At 68.1% G+C, this 18,343-nt stretch carries 14 protein-coding genes; 5 read left to right on the top strand and 9 right to left on the bottom strand.

Annotated elements, in window-relative coordinates; translation table 11 throughout:
- Positions 1 to 30: 30 nt before the first annotated feature.
- Positions 31 to 3,576, top strand: a complete 3,546-nt coding sequence (locus tag YM304_RS11065; protein ID WP_015441771.1) for a fibrinogen-like YCDxxxxGGGW domain-containing protein — start codon at positions 31 to 33, stop codon at positions 3,574 to 3,576.
- A 30-nt stretch (positions 3,577 to 3,606) separates the two neighbouring features.
- Here YM304_RS11065 and YM304_RS11070 read toward each other — a convergent pair whose 3' ends face one another.
- From YM304_RS11070 to YM304_RS11085, 4 genes are read right to left on the bottom strand one after another with little or no spacing between them, the layout of a single operon-like run.
- Positions 3,607 to 4,794 (bottom strand): glycosyltransferase, encoded by a 1,188-nt coding sequence (locus tag YM304_RS11070; RefSeq protein ID WP_015441772.1) that lies wholly within the window; start codon positions 4,792 to 4,794, stop codon positions 3,607 to 3,609.
- Positions 4,791 to 5,585: a phosphotransferase gene (locus YM304_RS11075; protein ID WP_015441773.1), complete on the bottom strand. Its 795-nt coding sequence runs from the start codon at positions 5,583 to 5,585 to the stop codon at positions 4,791 to 4,793. Before YM304_RS11075 ends, YM304_RS11070 begins: the two co-directional genes overlap by 4 nt.
- A complete protein-coding gene (locus tag YM304_RS11080; protein WP_015441774.1) occupies positions 5,582 to 6,748 on the bottom strand; it encodes a glycosyltransferase in 1,167 nt (388 codons plus the stop codon). The genes YM304_RS11075 and YM304_RS11080 overlap by 4 nt, the downstream gene beginning before the upstream one ends.
- Positions 6,749 to 6,755: 7 nt before the next feature.
- Positions 6,756 to 7,694 (bottom strand): sulfotransferase, encoded by a 939-nt coding sequence (locus YM304_RS11085; RefSeq protein ID WP_154723414.1) that lies wholly within the window; start codon positions 7,692 to 7,694, stop codon positions 6,756 to 6,758.
- A gap of 293 nt (positions 7,695 to 7,987) precedes the next feature.
- Between YM304_RS11085 and YM304_RS11090 the strand changes: the two genes are divergently transcribed.
- Complete coding sequence (locus YM304_RS11090; RefSeq protein ID WP_162142061.1) at positions 7,988 to 8,779, top strand: sugar transferase; 792 nt, start codon at positions 7,988 to 7,990, stop codon at positions 8,777 to 8,779.
- Positions 8,780 to 8,856: 77 nt separating this feature from the next.
- Here YM304_RS11090 and YM304_RS11095 read toward each other — a convergent pair whose 3' ends face one another.
- Genes YM304_RS11095 through YM304_RS11105 form a run of 3 tightly spaced genes read right to left on the bottom strand, consistent with a single transcriptional unit; the run spans position 8,857 to position 10,924 of the window.
- A complete protein-coding gene (locus YM304_RS11095) occupies positions 8,857 to 9,051 on the bottom strand; it encodes a hypothetical protein (RefSeq protein ID WP_015441777.1) in 195 nt (64 codons plus the stop codon).
- A gap of 7 nt (positions 9,052 to 9,058) precedes the next feature.
- On the bottom strand, positions 9,059 to 9,856 hold the full coding sequence (locus tag YM304_RS11100) for a WecB/TagA/CpsF family glycosyltransferase (RefSeq protein WP_015441778.1): 798 nt from the start codon (positions 9,854 to 9,856) through the stop codon (positions 9,059 to 9,061).
- A 3-nt stretch (positions 9,857 to 9,859) separates the two neighbouring features.
- Positions 9,860 to 10,924: an NAD-dependent epimerase/dehydratase family protein gene (locus tag YM304_RS11105; protein ID WP_015441779.1), complete on the bottom strand. Its 1,065-nt coding sequence runs from the start codon at positions 10,922 to 10,924 to the stop codon at positions 9,860 to 9,862.
- A 119-nt stretch (positions 10,925 to 11,043) separates the two neighbouring features.
- Here YM304_RS11105 and YM304_RS11110 point away from each other — a divergent pair, with 119 nt between their 5' ends.
- From YM304_RS11110 to YM304_RS11120, 3 genes are all read left to right on the top strand, one after another.
- Positions 11,044 to 12,378: a chloride channel protein gene (locus YM304_RS11110; RefSeq protein ID WP_162142062.1), complete on the top strand. Its 1,335-nt coding sequence runs from the start codon at positions 11,044 to 11,046 to the stop codon at positions 12,376 to 12,378.
- An 86-nt stretch (positions 12,379 to 12,464) separates the two neighbouring features.
- On the top strand, positions 12,465 to 14,216 hold the full coding sequence (locus tag YM304_RS11115; protein WP_041298212.1) for an FAD/NAD(P)-binding protein: 1,752 nt from the start codon (positions 12,465 to 12,467) through the stop codon (positions 14,214 to 14,216).
- Between the two features lie 78 nt (positions 14,217 to 14,294).
- On the top strand, positions 14,295 to 16,163 hold the full coding sequence (locus YM304_RS11120) for a carboxyl transferase domain-containing protein (RefSeq protein WP_015441782.1): 1,869 nt from the start codon (positions 14,295 to 14,297) through the stop codon (positions 16,161 to 16,163).
- Positions 16,164 to 16,221: 58 nt separating this feature from the next.
- Here YM304_RS11120 and YM304_RS22435 read toward each other — a convergent pair whose 3' ends face one another.
- Together YM304_RS22435 and YM304_RS11130 are read right to left on the bottom strand one after the other, a co-directional pair.
- Entirely contained in the window at positions 16,222 to 17,238 is a 1,017-nt protein-coding gene (locus tag YM304_RS22435) for a hypothetical protein (protein WP_015441783.1), read from the bottom strand.
- A gap of 53 nt (positions 17,239 to 17,291) precedes the next feature.
- Positions 17,292 to 18,338, bottom strand: coding sequence for a lysophospholipid acyltransferase family protein (locus YM304_RS11130; RefSeq protein ID WP_015441784.1), 1,047 nt, complete (start codon positions 18,336 to 18,338; stop codon positions 17,292 to 17,294).
- Between the last annotated feature and the right edge of the window lie 5 nt (positions 18,339 to 18,343).

The raw sequence follows: 18,343 nt of genomic DNA on the forward strand, positions 1-18,343 counted from the left end.
GGCGGGCCGACTGCCGAAGGATGGACGGGTATGAGCTGGCACCAGACACACACGGTACGCGCATCGACGGTGCCTGCTTGCGCGGCATCACACGGCCGATCGCCGCGCAGACGCTCGCTGTATCTGGCCGCTGGCGCAGCGATCGGCATCGCCGGGCTCGCCGTGTCGTCGGCCGGACACGCCCAGGTCGACCCGGCGGCCACCACGTCGACGCTCGACGGCTCCACTTCGGAGAACGCCGCGGCATCGTGCTGGGAGATCAAGCAGACGCATCCGTCGTCGACCGACGGCGTCTACTGGCTCCGCACCGAATCGCTCGAACGTCCCGACGAGTTCTACTGCGACATGACCACCGACGGGGGCGGCTGGGTGCTGATCGGCCGTGGCCGTGAAGGCTGGACCTTCCGTGACTACGGCCAGTCGACTCCTCAGAACATCCGGACCAATCCCGACGGCACCGCGGCGTTCGCTCCGGGTGCGCTGTCGACCGAGACCATCGACGGGCTGATGAACGACGGCCACGTCGTCGATCTCGTCGACGGTGTGCGTGTACGTCGAGCGACGAACGTCGCCGGCACCGACTGGCAAGAACTCCGCTGGAACTTCGACGACCTGACCACCTGGTCGTGGGCGTTCGGCGGCGGACACCGGCTCGCATCGTTCACGATCGACGGCTCGGGCGACACCGGCTCGAACACCAAGGACTCGAACTCGAAGCTCCCCGGCGAGACCGGCAACGGCAACCGCGGCGAGAACGGCGACGAGCGCTGGTTCACCTACCCGTGGAGCGGTCACGGCGGTCTCGCAGGGTTCTCGTACGGCGGCAACATCGGCGGGCAGAACAACGCCACGTCGTACCTGTGGGAGTACAACAACGAGAACCACGCGATCGCCTTCACCCAGGTCTACATCCGACCGCAGCTCACCACCCCAGTGCTGCCGTCGATCCCCGACACCGGCACGGCCGAACAGACGCTCAGCCCGCTGGCGAGCGACCGGCCCGAAGAACTCGCCGGCGGTGTCGTCGGCGTGCGCAAGGTCGGCGACTCCGAACCGCAGGTCGACGCTCCCGTCCTGGCGTTCGCGACCTCGGGTGACCGGGTGTACGTCGGCGGCAAGTTCGACGACGTCCGCGACAGCGTCACCGGCGACCTCGTCGACCAGAACTACCTCGCCGCCTTCGATCGCGACACCGGCGCATGGATCAGCACGTTCACCCCGCAACTCGACGGCACCGTCTGGGATCTCGCGATCGCCGACGGCAAGCTCATCGTCGCCGGCCAGTTCACCAACGTCGACGGTGAAGCGCTCACCGCCGGACTCGCCGCGCTCGACCCGATCACCGGTGCCGTCCTGCCCGGATGGCGCGCCTCGATGGAACTCAGCGGCTCGAGCGCTCGCCCGTATGCCCGTGCGATCGACATCGAGAACGTCGGTGGCACCGACTGGGTGTACGTCGGCGGCAACTTCACCAAGATCGAGAGCCTCACCACGACGCGCAACGAAGCTCGTCTCGGGCGCGTCCGCCTGAGCGACGGGTACCCCGACAACGCGTTCCTGCCGAACGTCGACGGCGTGCCCTACGACATCGACGCCGCCGACGGGCGGGTGTACGTCGTCGGTTCGTTCAACGGCGTCAACGGCAACGACGACCGCGGCGTGTCGACGGTCGACTGGAACACCGGCACCGTGATCGCCGGGCTCGCTCCGGCCGTCTACACCACGTCGAACAGCTCCCGGCAGTACCAGCAGGCCGTCATCGCCGTCGGCGACGAGGTCTGGCAGGGCGGTTCCGAACACAACACACACGTGTACGCCGACGCGGACTACTCCCTCGTCAAGTCGCACGTCACGTCGGGTCGAGGCGGCGACACGCAGGCGTTCGCCCAGATCGACGGCACGGTGTACCAGTCGAGCCACGGCAACTCGTGGATCTACGAAGACGCCATGACCTGGCCCGGGCTCGACGACTACTCGCGAGTCGACGACTACAAGTGGGTCGGTGCGTTCGACGTCGCCGACCGCACGTACTCACCGACCTGGGTTCCGTCGCTCAACTCGGCGTACACCGAAGGCGTCTGGGCACTGCACGCCGATGTCGACGGCTGCCTCTGGTTCGGTGGTGACATTCTCGGCGGCCCGTACGTCGGCGGACAGCGCCAGTACCTCGAGAGCTTCTCCAAGTTCTGCCAACGTGACATCCAAGCGCCGACCGTGCCCACCAACGCGAGCGTCACGACGCTCAACGGCGGTGCCGGCAACCAACTCACCTGGTCGGACTCCACCGACGACTTCCCCGGCTTCATCGGCTACGAAGTCCTCCGCAACGACCGGGTCGTCAGCCCGCTCGTCTACGGGACCTCGTACGTCGACCCGTTCGGCAACGCCGCCGATCGCTACTTCGTGCGCGCCGTCGACCCCGGTGGCAACCGCTCGGCGAGCACGCCCGTGTTGCTCTCGGGCGACAACACCGCACCGTCGACGCCGTCGAACCTCACCGCGGTGCTGAACGCCGACGACTCGATCGATCTCTCGTGGACGGCGTCGACCGACAACATCGCCGTCACCGACTACGTCATCTACCGAAACGGTGTCGAGATCCTCGTCGTGCCGGGCATCGACACGACCGTCAACCTGCCCGGGCTCGGTGTCGGTTCGCACTGGTTGCAGGTGCGAGCCCTCGACGCCGCCGGCAACGAGTCGTTCAAGACGCCGCCCGTCCGCGTCGACATCGACGACGACACCGACACGCAACGGCCGACCCAACCCGGCAGCCCCGCAGCGACCGTCGACGAAGCGACGGGCATCATCACGATGACCTGGACCGCATCGGCCGACAACGTCGAGGTCACGGGGTACACGGTGCGTCGCAACCTCGCCGAGGTCGACACCGTCGACGGCGACACGCTGAGCGTCGAACTCGACCTCGGCCTGGGTGGCCACTACCTCCAGGTCGAAGCGTTCGATGCCGCCGGCAACATCTCGTACCGCACCGCGCCGGTCTACGTCGAGGTCGACGACGGCACCGACACCGAGAACCCGACCGTGCCGACCGATCTGACCGGGGCCGAAGGCGCGGACGCGTCGATCGACATCACCTGGACGGCCTCGACCGACAACGTCGGCGTCACCAGCTACCAGATCCTCCGCAATGGGGTCGAGGTCCTCGTCGTCGACGGAGCCACCACGTCGGCCAACCTCACCGGCCTCGGTTCGGGACTGCACTACATCCAGGTGCGTGCGTTCGACGCCGCCGGCAACCAGTCGTACAAGACCCCGCCCATCGAGGTCACGGTCGCCGCAGCCGACACGACGCCGCCCTCCACCCCGAGCAACCTGCAGGTCGCGGTCGAGGCCGACGACTCGCTCACGGTCACCTGGGACGCCTCGACCGACAACGTCGGTGTCGCCGAGTACCGAGTGCTGCGCAACCTCGCCGAAGTGGCGCTGGTCGACGGAGCGACACCGACGGCATCGCTCGACCTCGGAGCCGGCGACCACTGGATCCAGGTGCAAGCACTCGACGCCGCCGGCAACGAATCGTTCCGCACGGCGCCGGTGATGGTCAGCGTCTGACCGAGCGTCGTCGAGCGCCCGACCGAGGGCTCAGGCGTCGAGATCGACCCCCGCTCGTGCCAGCTCACGCAACTGAGCGTCGAGCACGCCGAGCGACACCTCGCGGGTGTAGCGCTGCACGAAACGATCGCGAGCTCCCGTTCCGCATCGCACCTGGGCGTCGGCATCGGCAGCGCGACGGAACCCGGCAGCGAGGCCGTCGGGCGTGGGGTCGGCGACCCAGCCGGTCACGCCGTCGTCGACCAGGCTGGCGACGCCGCCGATCGAACTGGCCAGCGAGGCTCGTCCGCGTGCAGCGGCTTCGATCACGCCACGCCCGAACGGTTCGGGCCACGTGGACGGAACCACGGTCACCGCCGAGTCGCGCACGATGTCGAGCAGTTCGGCGTGCGGGACGAGTCCGAGGGGCGTGATGGCGAACTGCTCGTCCTGCTGGGCGACGAGTTCGCTGAGCGGCCCGGTTCCGGCGACCTGCAGACGATGCGTTCGCCACACCTCCGAGCGCTTCCATCCGTCGATCATCTCGGCAACGCCCTTGTCGTCGCTCAACCGACCGGCGAACAGGAAGCCGCTGCCCGGTGTGTCGTCGAGGTCGCCGGGGTCGTCGACGAAGTTGGGTCGCACCACGATGCGATCGGTGTCGAAGCCAGCGCCGACCAGTTCGTCACGGACGTAGTCGCTGACGGCGAGGTAGCGGTCGATCGACGCGAACGTCGAGCGGTGGAGGGCGAGGCTGGCCGCCAACGGAACCGTCCGCAGTGGCGAGTCCTGGTAGCAGCCGTGGCGCACCGCCGGCAGGTTCATCGTCGAACCGACGCAGTCGCGACACAGCGCGCCGTCTCGGTAGAACGTCGAGCGGGCGCACATCATGCGGTAACTGCGGACGCCCGCCGCGACGGGGACTCCAGCCGAGCGGAGCGTCCGGATCACCCAGGGGGAGTGCAGCGGGAAGAGGTTCTCGACCAGTGCGACGTGCGGTCGGAACCGGGCGAGGGCGCTGCGGACTCGTCGCACGCTGCGGGCGCTGAACACGGGGCGGACGGCGAGGTCGGCGAGCGACAGGTCGCCGTCGGTGATCACGTCGCTGTCGGCCGAGATCAGTTCGACGTCCCACCCGAGTTCGCGCAGACCGTCGATCTCGTCGAGCACCGACAGGTTCTCGCCCGACGCGTTGACCGAGCGGTAGAAGTTGTGGAGCACGAGCGCCCGCATCGTCATGACGTCGCTCCCGCTCTCGACCACCACGGTCGGACTTCCGACGACGCTCGTCGGTACGTCTCGAGGTCGGATCCGGGTGATCCCCAGCCGGCTTCCTCCCAGTCGAACAGGGCCAATCCGTGTGATGTGCGCCGCAGGTTCCAGGGCGTGAGGTCGCCGTGGATCGGTACGTCGTCGGCAGCGGCATGGCTCGGCTTCGGAAGTGCCGCCAGTCGCTCACCGAGGTCGGACTCGAAGGTCCGGAGGGGCGCATCGATCGCCGGCCACTGCTTGCGGACGGCGACGGCACTCGTGGCGAGATACGTGAGTGGCTCACCGGCGAGGTCGAGCGCGCCGGCGGCGATGGGCGTCGGTGTGGCGATGCCGGGAAGCGGGTCGACGGCGAGGAGTTCGAGTGCTCGACGCTCACGCTCGAGTCGCTCGTCGGCGGCCCCGAGTTTGACGACGACGACGTTGCCCGCCATGCGGCCGAGCAGCGACATCCGGGCGCGACCGTGCTGCCGCGGCGTCACCGCACCCAGCAGCCGGAATCCGGGGAGTGCCGAACGGAGTGCGACCGAGAGTTGTCGATGGGTCGCGTCGGGCCACGCGAGTGTCGGGCCGGGAGGGAGCCGTCGCGCGCCGAGCACGGCGAGCGCAGCGAACCCGAACCGATCCGCGAGCTGACGCCGCCAGTCCGACGCGCCGCCGAGGGCACGCAAGGGCAGCGCTCCACGCCCGGAGTCGGGATGAACGAGCATGCGAGACGACCCCGGGATGCGCCGCCAGACGAGGTCGGGTGCTTCGCTCACGAGCGCGCTGCTCCGATGACCGAGTCGTAGAGCGCTTCGAGCGCTTCGACGCCGACCGCTTCGGAGTACGTCGACTCGAACCGTGCTCGCGCCGCCCGGCCGGCGGCGTCGACCGCATCGTCGGTGAGGGCCGCGAACACGTCGGCGAGCGCGCGTTCGTCGCCTGCCGGACTCACGCACTCGGGCGGCGCAGCGGTGATGCGTGCAGCATCGGACGCCGAACTCGCGAGCACGGGCAGCCCGGCGCTCATCGACTCGATCAGCACCATGCCGAACGGCTCGTACCACTCCGACGGGAAGACGAGCGCCCGAGCCGAGAGCATCCGGCGCTGAACGTCGTCGTAGGGCAACCAGCCGGCGAACTCGACGTCGCGCGGTGCCGCCTCGTGCAGTTCGGAGGCCAGCGGGCCGTCGCCGATGATGCACAGCCGGGCGTCGGGGTGCGCGGCGCGATCGCGCCGCTCCCAGGCCCGGAGCAACACCTCCAGCCCCTTTCCGGCAGCGAGCCGGCCGATGAACAAGATCTCATTCGACGCCGATGGTGGGTTCGGGCGGGCACCCACGTCGGCGGTGAAGTGTGGCTTGACGACGAGACGATCGGCCGGCACGCCGATCTCGACGAGCCGGTCGGCCATGAACGCCGACGGTGCCACGAAGCGGTCGACCGCGTCGAGGGCGCCACGACGGCGAGTCGACATCACTTCCACGGCAGCGATCGCCGACTGGGCTCGAGAGCCTCGATAGCAGCCGTGCACGACACCCCGAAGGGGGGAGCGTCCGACGCAGGCGGTACACACCGATGACCCGCGGAACAGATCGACGCTGAGGCAGCCGAGCCGGTAGTTGTGGATCGTCATCACCACCGGCCGGTTCGCCTCGGCTGCGGCGTCGAACACCGACGACGACAGCGCGAACCACGTGTTGTGGACGTGGACGACGTCGGGGTCGAACTCGTCGATCACCTCGGCGACGGCCTGGCGAGCCTGCTTGTTGTTGCGGCTGCGAGCGAGTGCGCCGATCGCCTTGACGCTCGACGTCGGGTTCTGTTCGATGTGCTGGTGCACCGTGTGCCCGGCGCGCCGCAGCGCAGCTGCCTCGGCGTTGACCACGGTGTCTTCCCCCGCCGGCGTTCGATAGCCGGCGTGGAGCTGGAGCATTCTCATCGAAGTGTCATCGACCATCGTGGCCGTCGTCTGAAGCGCCGACGAAACGCGGCCACGGCGGCGTGCGCCCGATCAACGACGCGATGCGCTCGACGTCGGGGCGGAAGCGCTCGATGAGCTGTGCTTCGACGTCGGCATCGATCGCACTGGGTCGAGGCGCCGCGTTGCGGTGCGCGCCGACGTCGGCGGCGAACCGCGCCACGCCGAGTCGTTCGGTGATCGGGTCGAGCACGCTGTGGGCGTCTCGGTAGTAGTCCTCGGAGAAGGCGACGATCACTCGGTCGCGGCCAGCGGCGTCGAACCATCGTTCGAGAGAATCGGCGTATTCGCTCTGTGCGGCGAACGTCTGCTGTTCGTGAGCGTGGCTGGTCGAGAGCGAGCCCGACCGGAGTCGCTCGGCGTCGTCGCCGACGCGGTCAGCCTCGGCGGCGAGCGCATCGGCCAGCGAGAGCGTCTCGACGCCGTTGCGGGTCTGCTCGCTCCAGTGCGAGATCGTGCGCTCGACCGGGTCGCGGAGCAGCACCACGAAGTGAGTCCGCGGAAGTTCCTCGGTGGCGCGATGCGCAGCCCGAGGATGGAAGAAGTAGTACGGGCTCGCCTCGGCCGTGAACGATTCGCCCGCGCTGCGCCGGCGGACGGCGTGCGCCGGGCGCGTCGCGAAGTGGCTGCGGTACCAGCGCATGCCACGGTCGCTGTGTGAGTCGAAGTAGTGGACGCCCTTCTGGTTCTCACGCAGCGGAAGACGACGAGCGGACGGGACGAGGGGGAGCATCGCCGGGTGGAGTTCGAGATCGCGGAACAGCGACGTTGTACCGCCGCGCTTGACGCCGATCACGACGAGGTCGGGCAGCGGCCGCAGATCGGCGGTGGCCATCGCTCCGGCTCGGATGAGTGATCGGGCCGTCGCCCGCACCCCGGAGGTCACCTGGTCGGTCCACGTCGCCACGCCGTCGATCGTACCGGCCACACCTTCGCGGAACGGCGAGTGAGCAGATCCTGAACGGAGCACGACACGTCGGTGGCGATGCCGTCGATCGCCGACCCCGCTGCGTGGGTGACCACCACGTTGCGTGCCTGTCAAGATTCGGTGAAGGGGCGGACCACACGGTTGTCATGCACAGGGTGCTCTGCCACACTGACCATACGAATCAAGGCGTAGCGGGCTTCGGCAGGTGCGTTTCCTGCTCTCTGAGCGAGAAACAACTCACGTTCAGTGGCCCATCGGTCGATACCTTGACGATGAGCAGAGAGGCGGGCGGGCACATGGCGAAAATGGTCACCACGGAGACAGCGCGGCGCGAGCGGGCTGTCGCAGAGATCCCGCTGGCACCCTCGACCGAACGGTACGGCCGACTCACGTCGGTGCCGGCTTCCGACGAGCGACCGTCGCGCAACGTCCGACAGTTGCCGATGCGGACCGTGCCGCGCAAGCGCACGGTCTACACCTCGATCGTCAAGCCCGTCTTCGACCGCACCGCAGCGGCGCTCGGCCTCGTCGTCGCCGCGATTCCGATGGCGCTCGTCGCTGGGGTGATCCTGGCCACGATGGGTCGACCGATCCTCTTCCGCCAGCGTCGCGTCGGCGTGGACGGAGAAGTGTTCGAAGTGCTGAAGTTCCGCACGATGCGCCCCGATCGTCGTGGACGTGAGCTCGACGTCATCCACGACCGTCGTGAGACGCACAAGACGCTCGCTGACCCGCGCCACACGAAGGTCGGGCAGTTCCTCCGTCGCTACAGCCTCGACGAGCTCCCGCAGCTCTTCAACGTGCTTCGCGGTGAGATGAGCATCATCGGACCACGGCCCGAACTCGAATCGGTCGTCGGCAAGTACCGGCCGGGGCTCGAGCAGCGCCACTTCGTCAAGCCTGGGCTCACCGGCCTGTGGCAGATCTCGGCACGTGGCGACGGCCCGATGCACGAAAACGGCGAATGGGACCTCGACTACGTCGAGCAGATCTCGCTCCTCACCGACCTGCGCATCCTGGCCAAGACGCCGGCGGCGATGCTCGGCGACAACACCGGAAGCTGAATTCACGCCGCAACGCGGCACCGCTCTACAGCGCACCGCTCTACAGCAGCACGGCTCTGCAGCCGCGCGATGCGGCCTCAGGGCTGCGTGGCAGCCAGGCGCTTGCGTCGAGCCGACCGCTCGACGATCTCGCTCACGGCGAGTGCGATGACGGCGGCGATCAGACCGACCTTCCAGCCGGCGACGAGACCGACGACGACGCCGACGACGAGCACGATCGCGAACCAGATCAGGTTGCGCGAACTGACGGAGAGTTTCTGGACTCGGGGCATGGGGTCCTCAGCTGTAGCCGATGTGGCTGGGTCGTGATTCGTCGGTGGGGGTGTATCGCCCGAGCTTCTGGCGCAGCACGGCGACCGAATAGCGCGGGTTCAGGATCAGGTAGCGGCGCCAGAGTCGCTTCGGGTTGGCCAGCAGCCGCTGTGCCCACTGGAGGCCGGCACGCTGCACCCACGCGGGTGGCTCCTTGGCGAGGCCGGCATGGAAGTCGAACGCGGCACCGACGGCGAGGGTCGGCATCGAGAGCCGCTTCGCGTTCTCGAACGCGAACACTTCCTGGCGCGGGCAGCCGAGGCCGACCATGCAGATCTTGGCGCCGGTCGCTTTGATCTCGTCGGTGATCACATCGAGTTCGTCCTCGGTCGAGGTGGCGAACTTCGACGGTCGCATCCCGGCGATGGTGATGCCGGGCGCGAGCGTCGGGAGTTGCTCGGCGAGATGGTCGAGCGTCTCCTGCGTGCTGCCGTAGAAGTAGACGGGGAGCCCGTGCTCGGCGGCGGCGCGGCACACCTCGAGCGTGAGTTTCGGGCCGTAGACCCGGTCGGTGAGTTCGGTGCCGTGCAACCAGTTCATCGCCCATCGAACCGGTTGCCCGTCGGGGGTGATCAGGTCGAACTGGTTGAGACGGGCGAGATGCTCGCCGTCGTCGACGCCGGTCATCACGCCGTGCACCGCCAGCGCCGAGACGGCGTAGGGCCGACCGTCGGATGCGGCGGCGATGATGCGCGCGACCGCGGCCTCGTAGTCGACGGCGTCGACCTGCACGCCGAGCACCGACACCTTTCCCTTGTCGATCACGGGTCAGGCCCAGCGCTGTTTGTTGGCGTCGAACATCTCTTCGAGGATCGCACGCACGTCGTACTTCAGCGACCAGTTGGGGTAGTGCTCCTCGAAGCGGGCGTTGCTGCCGATCCACCAGATGTGGTCGCCGATGCGGTTGTCTTCGACGTACGTGTGATCGAGCTGTTTGCCGGTGATGTCTTCGCACATCGCGATGGCTTCGCGCACCGAGCAGTTCGAGAAGCGTCCGCCACCGATGTTGTAGACCTCGGCGCTGCGCGGCGCGCGCCACACCTCTTCGAAGCAGTTGATGAGGTCGGACGAGTGGATGGCGTCACGCACCTGCTTGCCGAGGTAGCCGAACACTCGGTACGGGGTGCCGGTCATCGTGCACTGCATCACGTAGGCGAGAAAGCCGTGGAGTTCGGCGGCCGAGTGGTTGGGGCCGGTGAGCGTGCCGCCGCGGAAACAGGCGGTCTTCATGTCGAAGTAGCGGCCGTACTCCTGCACGACGACGTCGGCGGCGACCTTCGAGGCACCGAAGAGGCTGTGCTTGGTCATGTCGATCGACATGTCTTCCTTGATGCCGTCGTGGTACTCGTGCGACGGGTCGATCTCCCAGCGCGTCTCCTGCTCGACGAGCGGGAGGCGGTTCGGCGTGTCGCCGTAGACCTTGTTGGTCGAGGTGAAGATGAACACGGCCTCGGGGCAGTGCTGGCGCGTGTTCTCGATCATGTTGAGCGTGCCGACCGCGTTGACGTCGAAGTCGGTGAACGGGTCACGGGCCGCCCAATCGTGCGACGGCTGTGCGGCGGTGTGGATGACGACCTCGATGTCGGTGCCGTACTCCTTGAACAACTGCTCGACGGCGTCGCGATCGCGGATGTCGAGGCTGGCGTGGGTGTAGCTCTCGCCGAGCTTCTCCTCGAGCGCCGTGGCCATCCACGCGGTCGACGAGTCGTCGCCGAAGAAGACCTTCCGCATGTCGTTGTCGACGCCGACAACGTGGAATCCGAGACCTGCAAAGTGTTCGGCTGCCTGTGAGCCGATGAGTCCGGCCGAGCCGGTGACGAGCGCAATTGCCATGATCATTCATCGTACGTTCTCGATGAAACTGAAGAGGGCGATGCTCACGTCACGAAATCACGCAAATCAGCAGGATGTGGACGCGGGTCGACGGGTCGTGTCGCGTAGGCTCAATGACCGTGTGGCGTCGTAGCGGGTTGTCGGAATTGCGTCCGGCCAGCCTCGACATACGCACCGAAGAACTCCGCGACCTCGTGCGCCGCTCACGGGAGGTGGTGCTCCTCGCAGCGGTCACCGGTGCGATCACCGGGCTGTTCGTCCGCTACTTCGAGTACGTGGTCATCGAGCTCGCGTTCGATCGCCTCCTCCACGCCGACTGGAAGTGGGGGCTCATCGTTCCGGGTCTCGGTCTCACCGCGTCGGCGCTGATACTGCGAACCGTCGGTGCCGGCGCATCGCCGGCGACGTCCGACGAGTATCTCCGAGCGTTCCACGACGCCGAGTACCCGCTGCGTTGGCGCGCCTTCATCGCGCGCGTCGCGGCATCGTTCGCCACGCTCGGGTCGGGTGGCGCAGCCGGGCTCGAAGGCACATCGATGTATGCCGGGTCGACGCTCGGTGCGATCATCCAGCGGCGGCTGCCGGCGTCGTTCCGCGGGGCCGACTACCGAACCCTGCTCGTCGCCGGTGCGGCAGCGGGTGTCGCCGCCATCTTCAAGGCGCCGGCGACCGGGGCGATCTTCGCGCTCGAGGTGCCGTTCCGCGACCAGATGGCGCGCCGCATGCTCCTGCCGGCACTCGTCGCCAGTGCGTCCGGCTACCTCGTCTTCGTCGCGCTGAGCAGTACCGACCCGATCTTCTCGTTCACCGACGACGAGCGCACGGTGTCGCTGTTCCAGTACGTCGACCTGTTCGGCGCCATCTTCGTCGGAATCGGCTGTGCGCTCGGTGCCCGTCTGTTCTCCAAGATGATCCGGATGGCCAAGGCGTTCACGCTCCGGCCGCTCGGCTTCCGTCTCGTCGCGTCGAGCACGGTGCTGTCCGGTCTCTTCCTCGTCACGCGGATCATCACCGCCGATGGCTGGGACCCAGCCGACGGCGAGAGCCTCACGCTCGGCTCGGGCTACGAAGTGTTCTTCTGGCTGTTCGAGAGCCACACCGTGTGGATCCTCGTCGCCGTCTTCTTCCTTCGCATGCTCGCGACCGCGGCCACATTCGCCGGTGGTGGTGTCGGCGGTGTGTTCATCCCGCTCGTCGTCGGCGGAGCGATCGTCGGCCGTGGCGTCGGTGAGGTGTTCAACACCGTCGACCCGACGCTGTACGTGCTGCTCGGCATCGCCGCGTTCCTCGGCGCCGGGTACCGAGTGCCCTTGGCCGCCGTGATGTTCGTCGCCGAGACGACGGGCCAGCCAGGCTTCATCGTGCCGGCACTGTTCGCCGCCGTCGCTGCCGACCTCGTGATGGGCGAAGTCTCGATCACCACGTTCCAGCGCACCCCGAACTCGAAGACGTAGTTGCCGCTCGATCGGGCCGTGTCGGCCGGTGGGTTCCCCGAGCTGGAGTGGTCGAACAGCCAGGGCGTCGCAGTACCGTCGCCGCCGTGAACCTCGGCCTCTACACGTTCGGAATCGTCGGGATGGGCCCGAGGGGGAGCTACGCGCTCGAATGTCTGCTCGCCTCACTCGCCGACTCGCCGCACCTGTCGAGAGTTCGGCTCGTGCTCTTCGACGATGCCTCCCACGTCGGTGCCGGACCGGTCTACGACCTCGACCAGCCGGAGAGCAACTGGATCAACATCAGCGAGCGGGCTCTGGAGCTCGACGGACGGCCTGCTCTCGACATCGACGGGGTGCACGTCGATGCGTTCCCGAGTTATCACGAGTGGGTTGGGCTGCCGCACGACGAGTGGCCTGCCGATCTCGCCGACTCGTTCCCGCCGCGAGCGCAGCTCGGCAGCTACCTGCACGCACGGGCGCAGAGTCTGATCGGGCCGCTGGTGCAGGCTGGTGTGGCGACGTTCGTCGAGGATCGCGTGCAGCACGTGTCTCGACTCGATGGGCGATGGTGCCTCAGAGATACGCGCGGACGGGAGTGGTCGGCCGACGAGGTGCTGCTGACCGTCGGCCACCAACCGACGGCCACCGACGACCAGATCATCGCGTGGAGAGAGACCGTCGGCCCCGACGCGAAGGCGGTTCTGTACAGCGAGCCATACCCGATCGAGCCGATCGTCGACCACGCTCGGATGCTCGATGGAGACATCACCGTCGCGATTCGTGGGTACGGACTCGCGATGATGGACGTCGTTCGCGGGCTCGCTCTCGAGTTCGGTGAGTTCGTCAGACCGAACGACGACGAGGGCGAACTCGTCTACGACCAGACCCGTGGCGGACGGCTCCAACTGGTGCCGTTCTCGCTCGACGGACTTCCGATGGGGCCGAAACCGCGCACGCCGGCCGACGACGCACGCTTCGCTCCCACCGACGAGGAACTCACGCTGCTGGGCGACACTCTTGGCGATCGAGACGCCCAAGCCCGAGCGACGAGCGACGAGTTCCTCATCGACGCGATCGTGCCGATCGCCGCCCGGGTGTTCTCGGATCTCCCCGATCGCCACGAGGCGGCGCCCAGCAGCATCGACGACGTCGAGTCGCTCCTCGGAACGTGGCTCCGAGATGCCGACACGGAACATCCGGCACTCGGCGACGCCGCGCATCCGCCGGAGTCGGTGCTTCGAGAACTCGTCGCGATGGCAGTCGGTGAGGCTTCGATCACCCTCGACTACTGCCTCGGCCAGGTCTGGCGCCAGTGTCACCCCACCATCTATTCCAGCCTGTCCCACAACGTGCTGAGCGCCGACGCCCTGGCTGCGACGATCTCACTCGACGAGCGGATCAAGCGCTACTCGTTCGGTCCGCCCGTCGAGAGCCTCCGCCAGTTGTGTGCGCTGGCCTCCGCCGGCGTGCTGAGGCTCGAGTTCGTCGACGACCCGGAGATCGAGTGCACCACGGCGGGATGGACCCTCTCGTCGAACGGGACGACGGTCACCGCCGAGGCGATGGTCGACTCGGTGCTCGACGCTCCCCGGCTCGAGACCGTCGTGGCACCGGTCATCACCGACCTGCTCAGCGAATCGGTGATCCGACCCGTTCACGACGAGCTCGGCATCGCAACCGACGACGACGCCACCGTGCGCTCGTTGCAGCCCGAGGCGTCGCGCACGCTCTCCGTCCTGGGCCGGCTCGCCAAAGGCACGGTCGTGGGCGTCGATGCCATCCTCGAGTGCTTCGGCGATCGACCACGTGCGTGGGCGGACGGAGCCCGATCGCGACTCCTCGACAGCACCACCTGACACAACGTCGACGCGTCCGACCCGACCGCGGGCCGCATCGCTTGCAGCGGCCGACGGACCGATCGCTAGCTTCGGGGCATGTCGGACATCGAGATTCGCAGCGAGCTGCAGGGAACCATCGTCACCATGTACGTGGCTCCTGGCGACGTGGTCAGAGCCGGTTCGGTCGTGGCGCTCATCGAGTCGATGAAGATGCACCACGAGATCGTTGCGCCGGGCGACGGCATCGTCGCGTCGATCGACGCCCCGGAAGGCACCACGTTGATGCCGGGTGGCGTGGTCATGCAGCTCGACGACCACGCCGTCAACTCGTCGGCGGGGCAACTTCCGCCGCCTGCCGACCCGACGTCGCGCCACGATGCGCCGTCGATCGGCCTCGATCGGCCTGACCTCGCCGAGGTCGTCGAGCGTCACGAGCTCGGACTCGATGCCGCTCGCCCCGAGGCGGTGCAGAAGCGACGCGACCGCGGCCGTCGCACCGCTCGCGAAAACGTCGCCGACCTCGTCGACGACGGATCCTTCGTCGAATACGGGCCAACGGTCATCGCAGCCCAGCGTCGCCGCAGAGAACTCGACGACCTCATCCGGTCGACGCCGGCCGACGGGATGATCGGCGGTATCGGTGAGATCAACGGCGAGCTGTTCGGCGCGGGGGAGCGGGCGTCGAAAGCGGTCGTGATGTCGTACGACTACACCGTGCTGGCCGGCACGCAAGGACACCAGAACCACCGCAAGAAGGATCGGCTCATCGAACTCGCCGAGCACCTTCGCGTGCCGGTGGTGTTCTTCACCGAAGGCGGCGGCGGCCGACCCGGCGACACCGACACGACCGGCGTGAGCGGACTCGACTGCTTGGCGTTCTGGTGGTTCGGAGAGCTGTCGGGCACCGTTCCGATCGTCGGCATCAACGCGGGCTACTGCTTCGCGGGCAACGCGGCGATTCTCGGGTGCTGCGACGTGGTGATCGCCACCGAGGACTCCAACATCGGCATGGGCGGCCCGGCCATGATCGAGGGCGGCGGTCTCGGCACCTTCGAGCCGAAACAGATCGGCCCCATCGAGGTGCAGCGGGCCAACGGTGTCGTCGACATCGTGGTGGCCGACGAGGCCGAGGCGGTGGCGGTCGCCAAGCAGTATCTGTCGTACTTCCAAGGAAGCACGAGCGACTGGGAGGCTCCCGATCAGACCAAGCTGCGCGACGTCGTGCCACTCGATCGACTGCGGGCCTACGACATCCGTGAGGCGATCGACGGGCTGTTCGACGTCGATTCGGTCCTCGAGATCCGTCGCGACTTCGGCACCGGGATGATCACCGCACTCGCTCGGCTCGAAGGCCGCCCCGTCGGTGTGTTGGCGAACAACCCCAAGCACCTCGGCGGTGCGATCGACAGCGACGGCTCCGACAAGGCTGCCCGGTTCATGCAGCTCTGCGACGCCCACGGCCTCCCGCTCGTCACGCTGTGCGACACGCCCGGCATGATGGTCGGCCCCGATGTGGAACAGACCGCGCTCGTGCGCCACTGCTCACGGCTGTTCACGACCGGGGCCAACCTGTCGGTGCCGACGGCGACCGTGGTCACCCGCAAGGCGTACGGTCTCGGCGCGCAGGCGATGATGGGCGGGTCGACCAAGGCGCCGCTCGCGTGCGTCGCCTGGCCGACCGGCGAGTTCGGTGGGATGGGGCTCGAAGGCGCCGTTCGCCTCGGCTACAGCAAAGAACTCGCAGCGGTGACGAACGACGAGGAGCGCGACGCGCTGTTCCAGCAGATGGTCGACCGCATGTACGAGCACGGCAAGGCGCTGAGCGTCGCCACGTACTTCGAGATCGACGACGTGATCGATCCTGCCGACACGCGCCGCTGGTTGGCGACGTTGTTCGCCGCTGCTCCCGACACGCATCGATCAGTTCGCGCCGACTCGGTGCGACCGAACATCGACACCTGGTGACTGGTGGCGGCTCCGCCGCCACGGCGACTCCGTCGAGGCGCTCGGCTGTCGCCGTTGTTCAGGAACCGCAGCCGGTCGAGAGCACTTCGGTCGTGCTCGACCCGTCGTAGGTGTAGACGTCGACGCCTGCGCCTTCGTAGTACCAGGTGTGGACCACGATCTCCATGAGACCGTCGCCGTTCAGGTCGGCGACGTCGAGCACGCGGTAGTTGTCGAACACCGGCGTCTCACCCTCGGGGAACGAGAGCGGAATGAAGCTCTTGGCGACGGTGGTCGCCTCACCCGTGTCGGTGTCGATGAGCAGCAGTCCCGAGAACCCGGGGTCGACCGTGTCGCCTTCGCTCTCGGACTCGTCGCCGAACACGACGAGCGCTTCGGTGTCGCCGTCACCATCGAGGTCGGCGACGACGATCTGGTCGACTTCGCCCGCCTGGGTCTCGACGTCGTCGGACGCGAATGCGGCCACGCCGGCGTCGACGTAGGCCTGGATGTCGGCGTCGACGTCGGCGACCTGCCGCGGTCGGAGGTTCCATTCGGCGGTCGTGGCGATGGCGCTGTAGCCGAACCCGGGCGGGTCGGGTGCCCCGGCGTTGGGGGTGATGACCGGGCCGGTACGGCCGTCGAAGCACGACTCGGCCAGCGGTCCGCTCTCGCCGTCGGCGGGCGTGGCCTGAGCGCTGCTGATCGTGACCCCGCCGTTCGACGCGATCTCGGGGACGATGGCATCTCCGGCCTCGTCGAACGAGCCTTCCCACGCGCTGCCGGTCCAGCGTCCGATGTAGAGCCACGCACCGAGGTCGCTGCCGGCGAAGATCGGCGCAGCGTCGGCCGATGGTGTGCCGCTCGGCGGTTCGGGCTGGGTGGTCGGCGGTGCCGTGGTGGGCGCCGTCGTGGTGGTGTCGACGGCGGTGGTCGTGGTTTCGGGCGGGACCGTGGTCGCCACGGTCGTCTCCGGAGCCAGCGTGGTGGTCGCCGAGGTGACCGGCGCGGTACGGGGCGTCGCCGTCTCCTCCGCAGCGCACGCGGTGAACGCGAGGGCGGCGGCGGGAACGAGAACGAGGCGGCGGGACTTCACCGCAACATTGTTACCGGTCGGCCGCCCCGATCGCGAGCGGGTCGGCCAACCGGTCAACCGAGGTCGGGCCAGTTGCGGGCTCGGCGACGACGGATGCCGGCGGTACTCATCTTGCGGCGTTCGCCGAGTTGCCACTGTCGGCGCCAACCGTTGTGGTCGGGGCCGGAGAGCGACGGGCTCGCCCCGGAGGCCGACCGCTTGCTCGCGGTCCAGTAGTCGGTCAGCGCCTCGTCGCCCAGACGGGTGACGGCCGCTTCGATGCGACTGTTGAAGCGGCGGGTGTTCTCACCCTCGTCGGGCGTGAGTGGCGTGCCGAACACGACGGAGGTGCGGCCGCGGCGGAGCTTCTTCGCACCCTTGCCGTAGATCTCGCCGGTGCCGTCGATGAACACGGGGACGACTGCGGCGCCGGTGCGCGCCGACAGGTAGGCGGCCCCGCCCTTGAACTCCTGGCCCCAGCCATCGGGCGAGCGCCCGCCTTCGGGGTAGATGATGAGGCTGTGCCCGTCGGCGATCAGGTCGCGCATCTGGTCGGCGGTGGCACGGCTCGTCGCATCGCGATCGATCGGGATGGCGTTGAGCGCGAGCGCCGAGATCGACGCCTTCCAGTGTGCGTCGAAGAAGTAGTCGGCAGCAGCGGCCACGACGAGTTCGCGACGCCAGCACATCGGGATCGAGCGGATCATCAGCCCGGTGTCGATGTGGCTGTGATGATTCGGGGCGAAGATCACGGGTGCCACGTCGTCGTCACGCATCAGGTCGGCGAGGCGGTCGACGCCGGTGACCGTGGGGCTGGCGACCGTGCGCACCGCGAGGCGCAGTGGGCCCTCGATGATGAGCCCGCGGGCGGTGCGGGCGAGCGGCGAGCGAGCCCACTCGGTGTCGTAGCCCGGGCCGAGCTTGCTCTCCTCGACGGGCACTTCGACCCCGCGCGGCACCGTCGGTTTGCGGAACGGGAAGCCGTAGCGACGCAAGGGCATGGCGGCCTTGCGAGCGATGCTCTCGACCGAGCCCGAGAGACGCTGCGCCGTCTGGATCGCCGAACCGGGCGTGTCGGGACGCTGAGCCCGCCGGATGTAGGGATGCTTCGTCTTGGCCATCGGCG

Origin of the sequence: Ilumatobacter coccineus YM16-304, assembly GCF_000348785.1 — a bacterium.
GTDB lineage: Bacteria > Actinomycetota > Acidimicrobiia > Acidimicrobiales > Ilumatobacteraceae > Ilumatobacter_A > Ilumatobacter_A coccineus.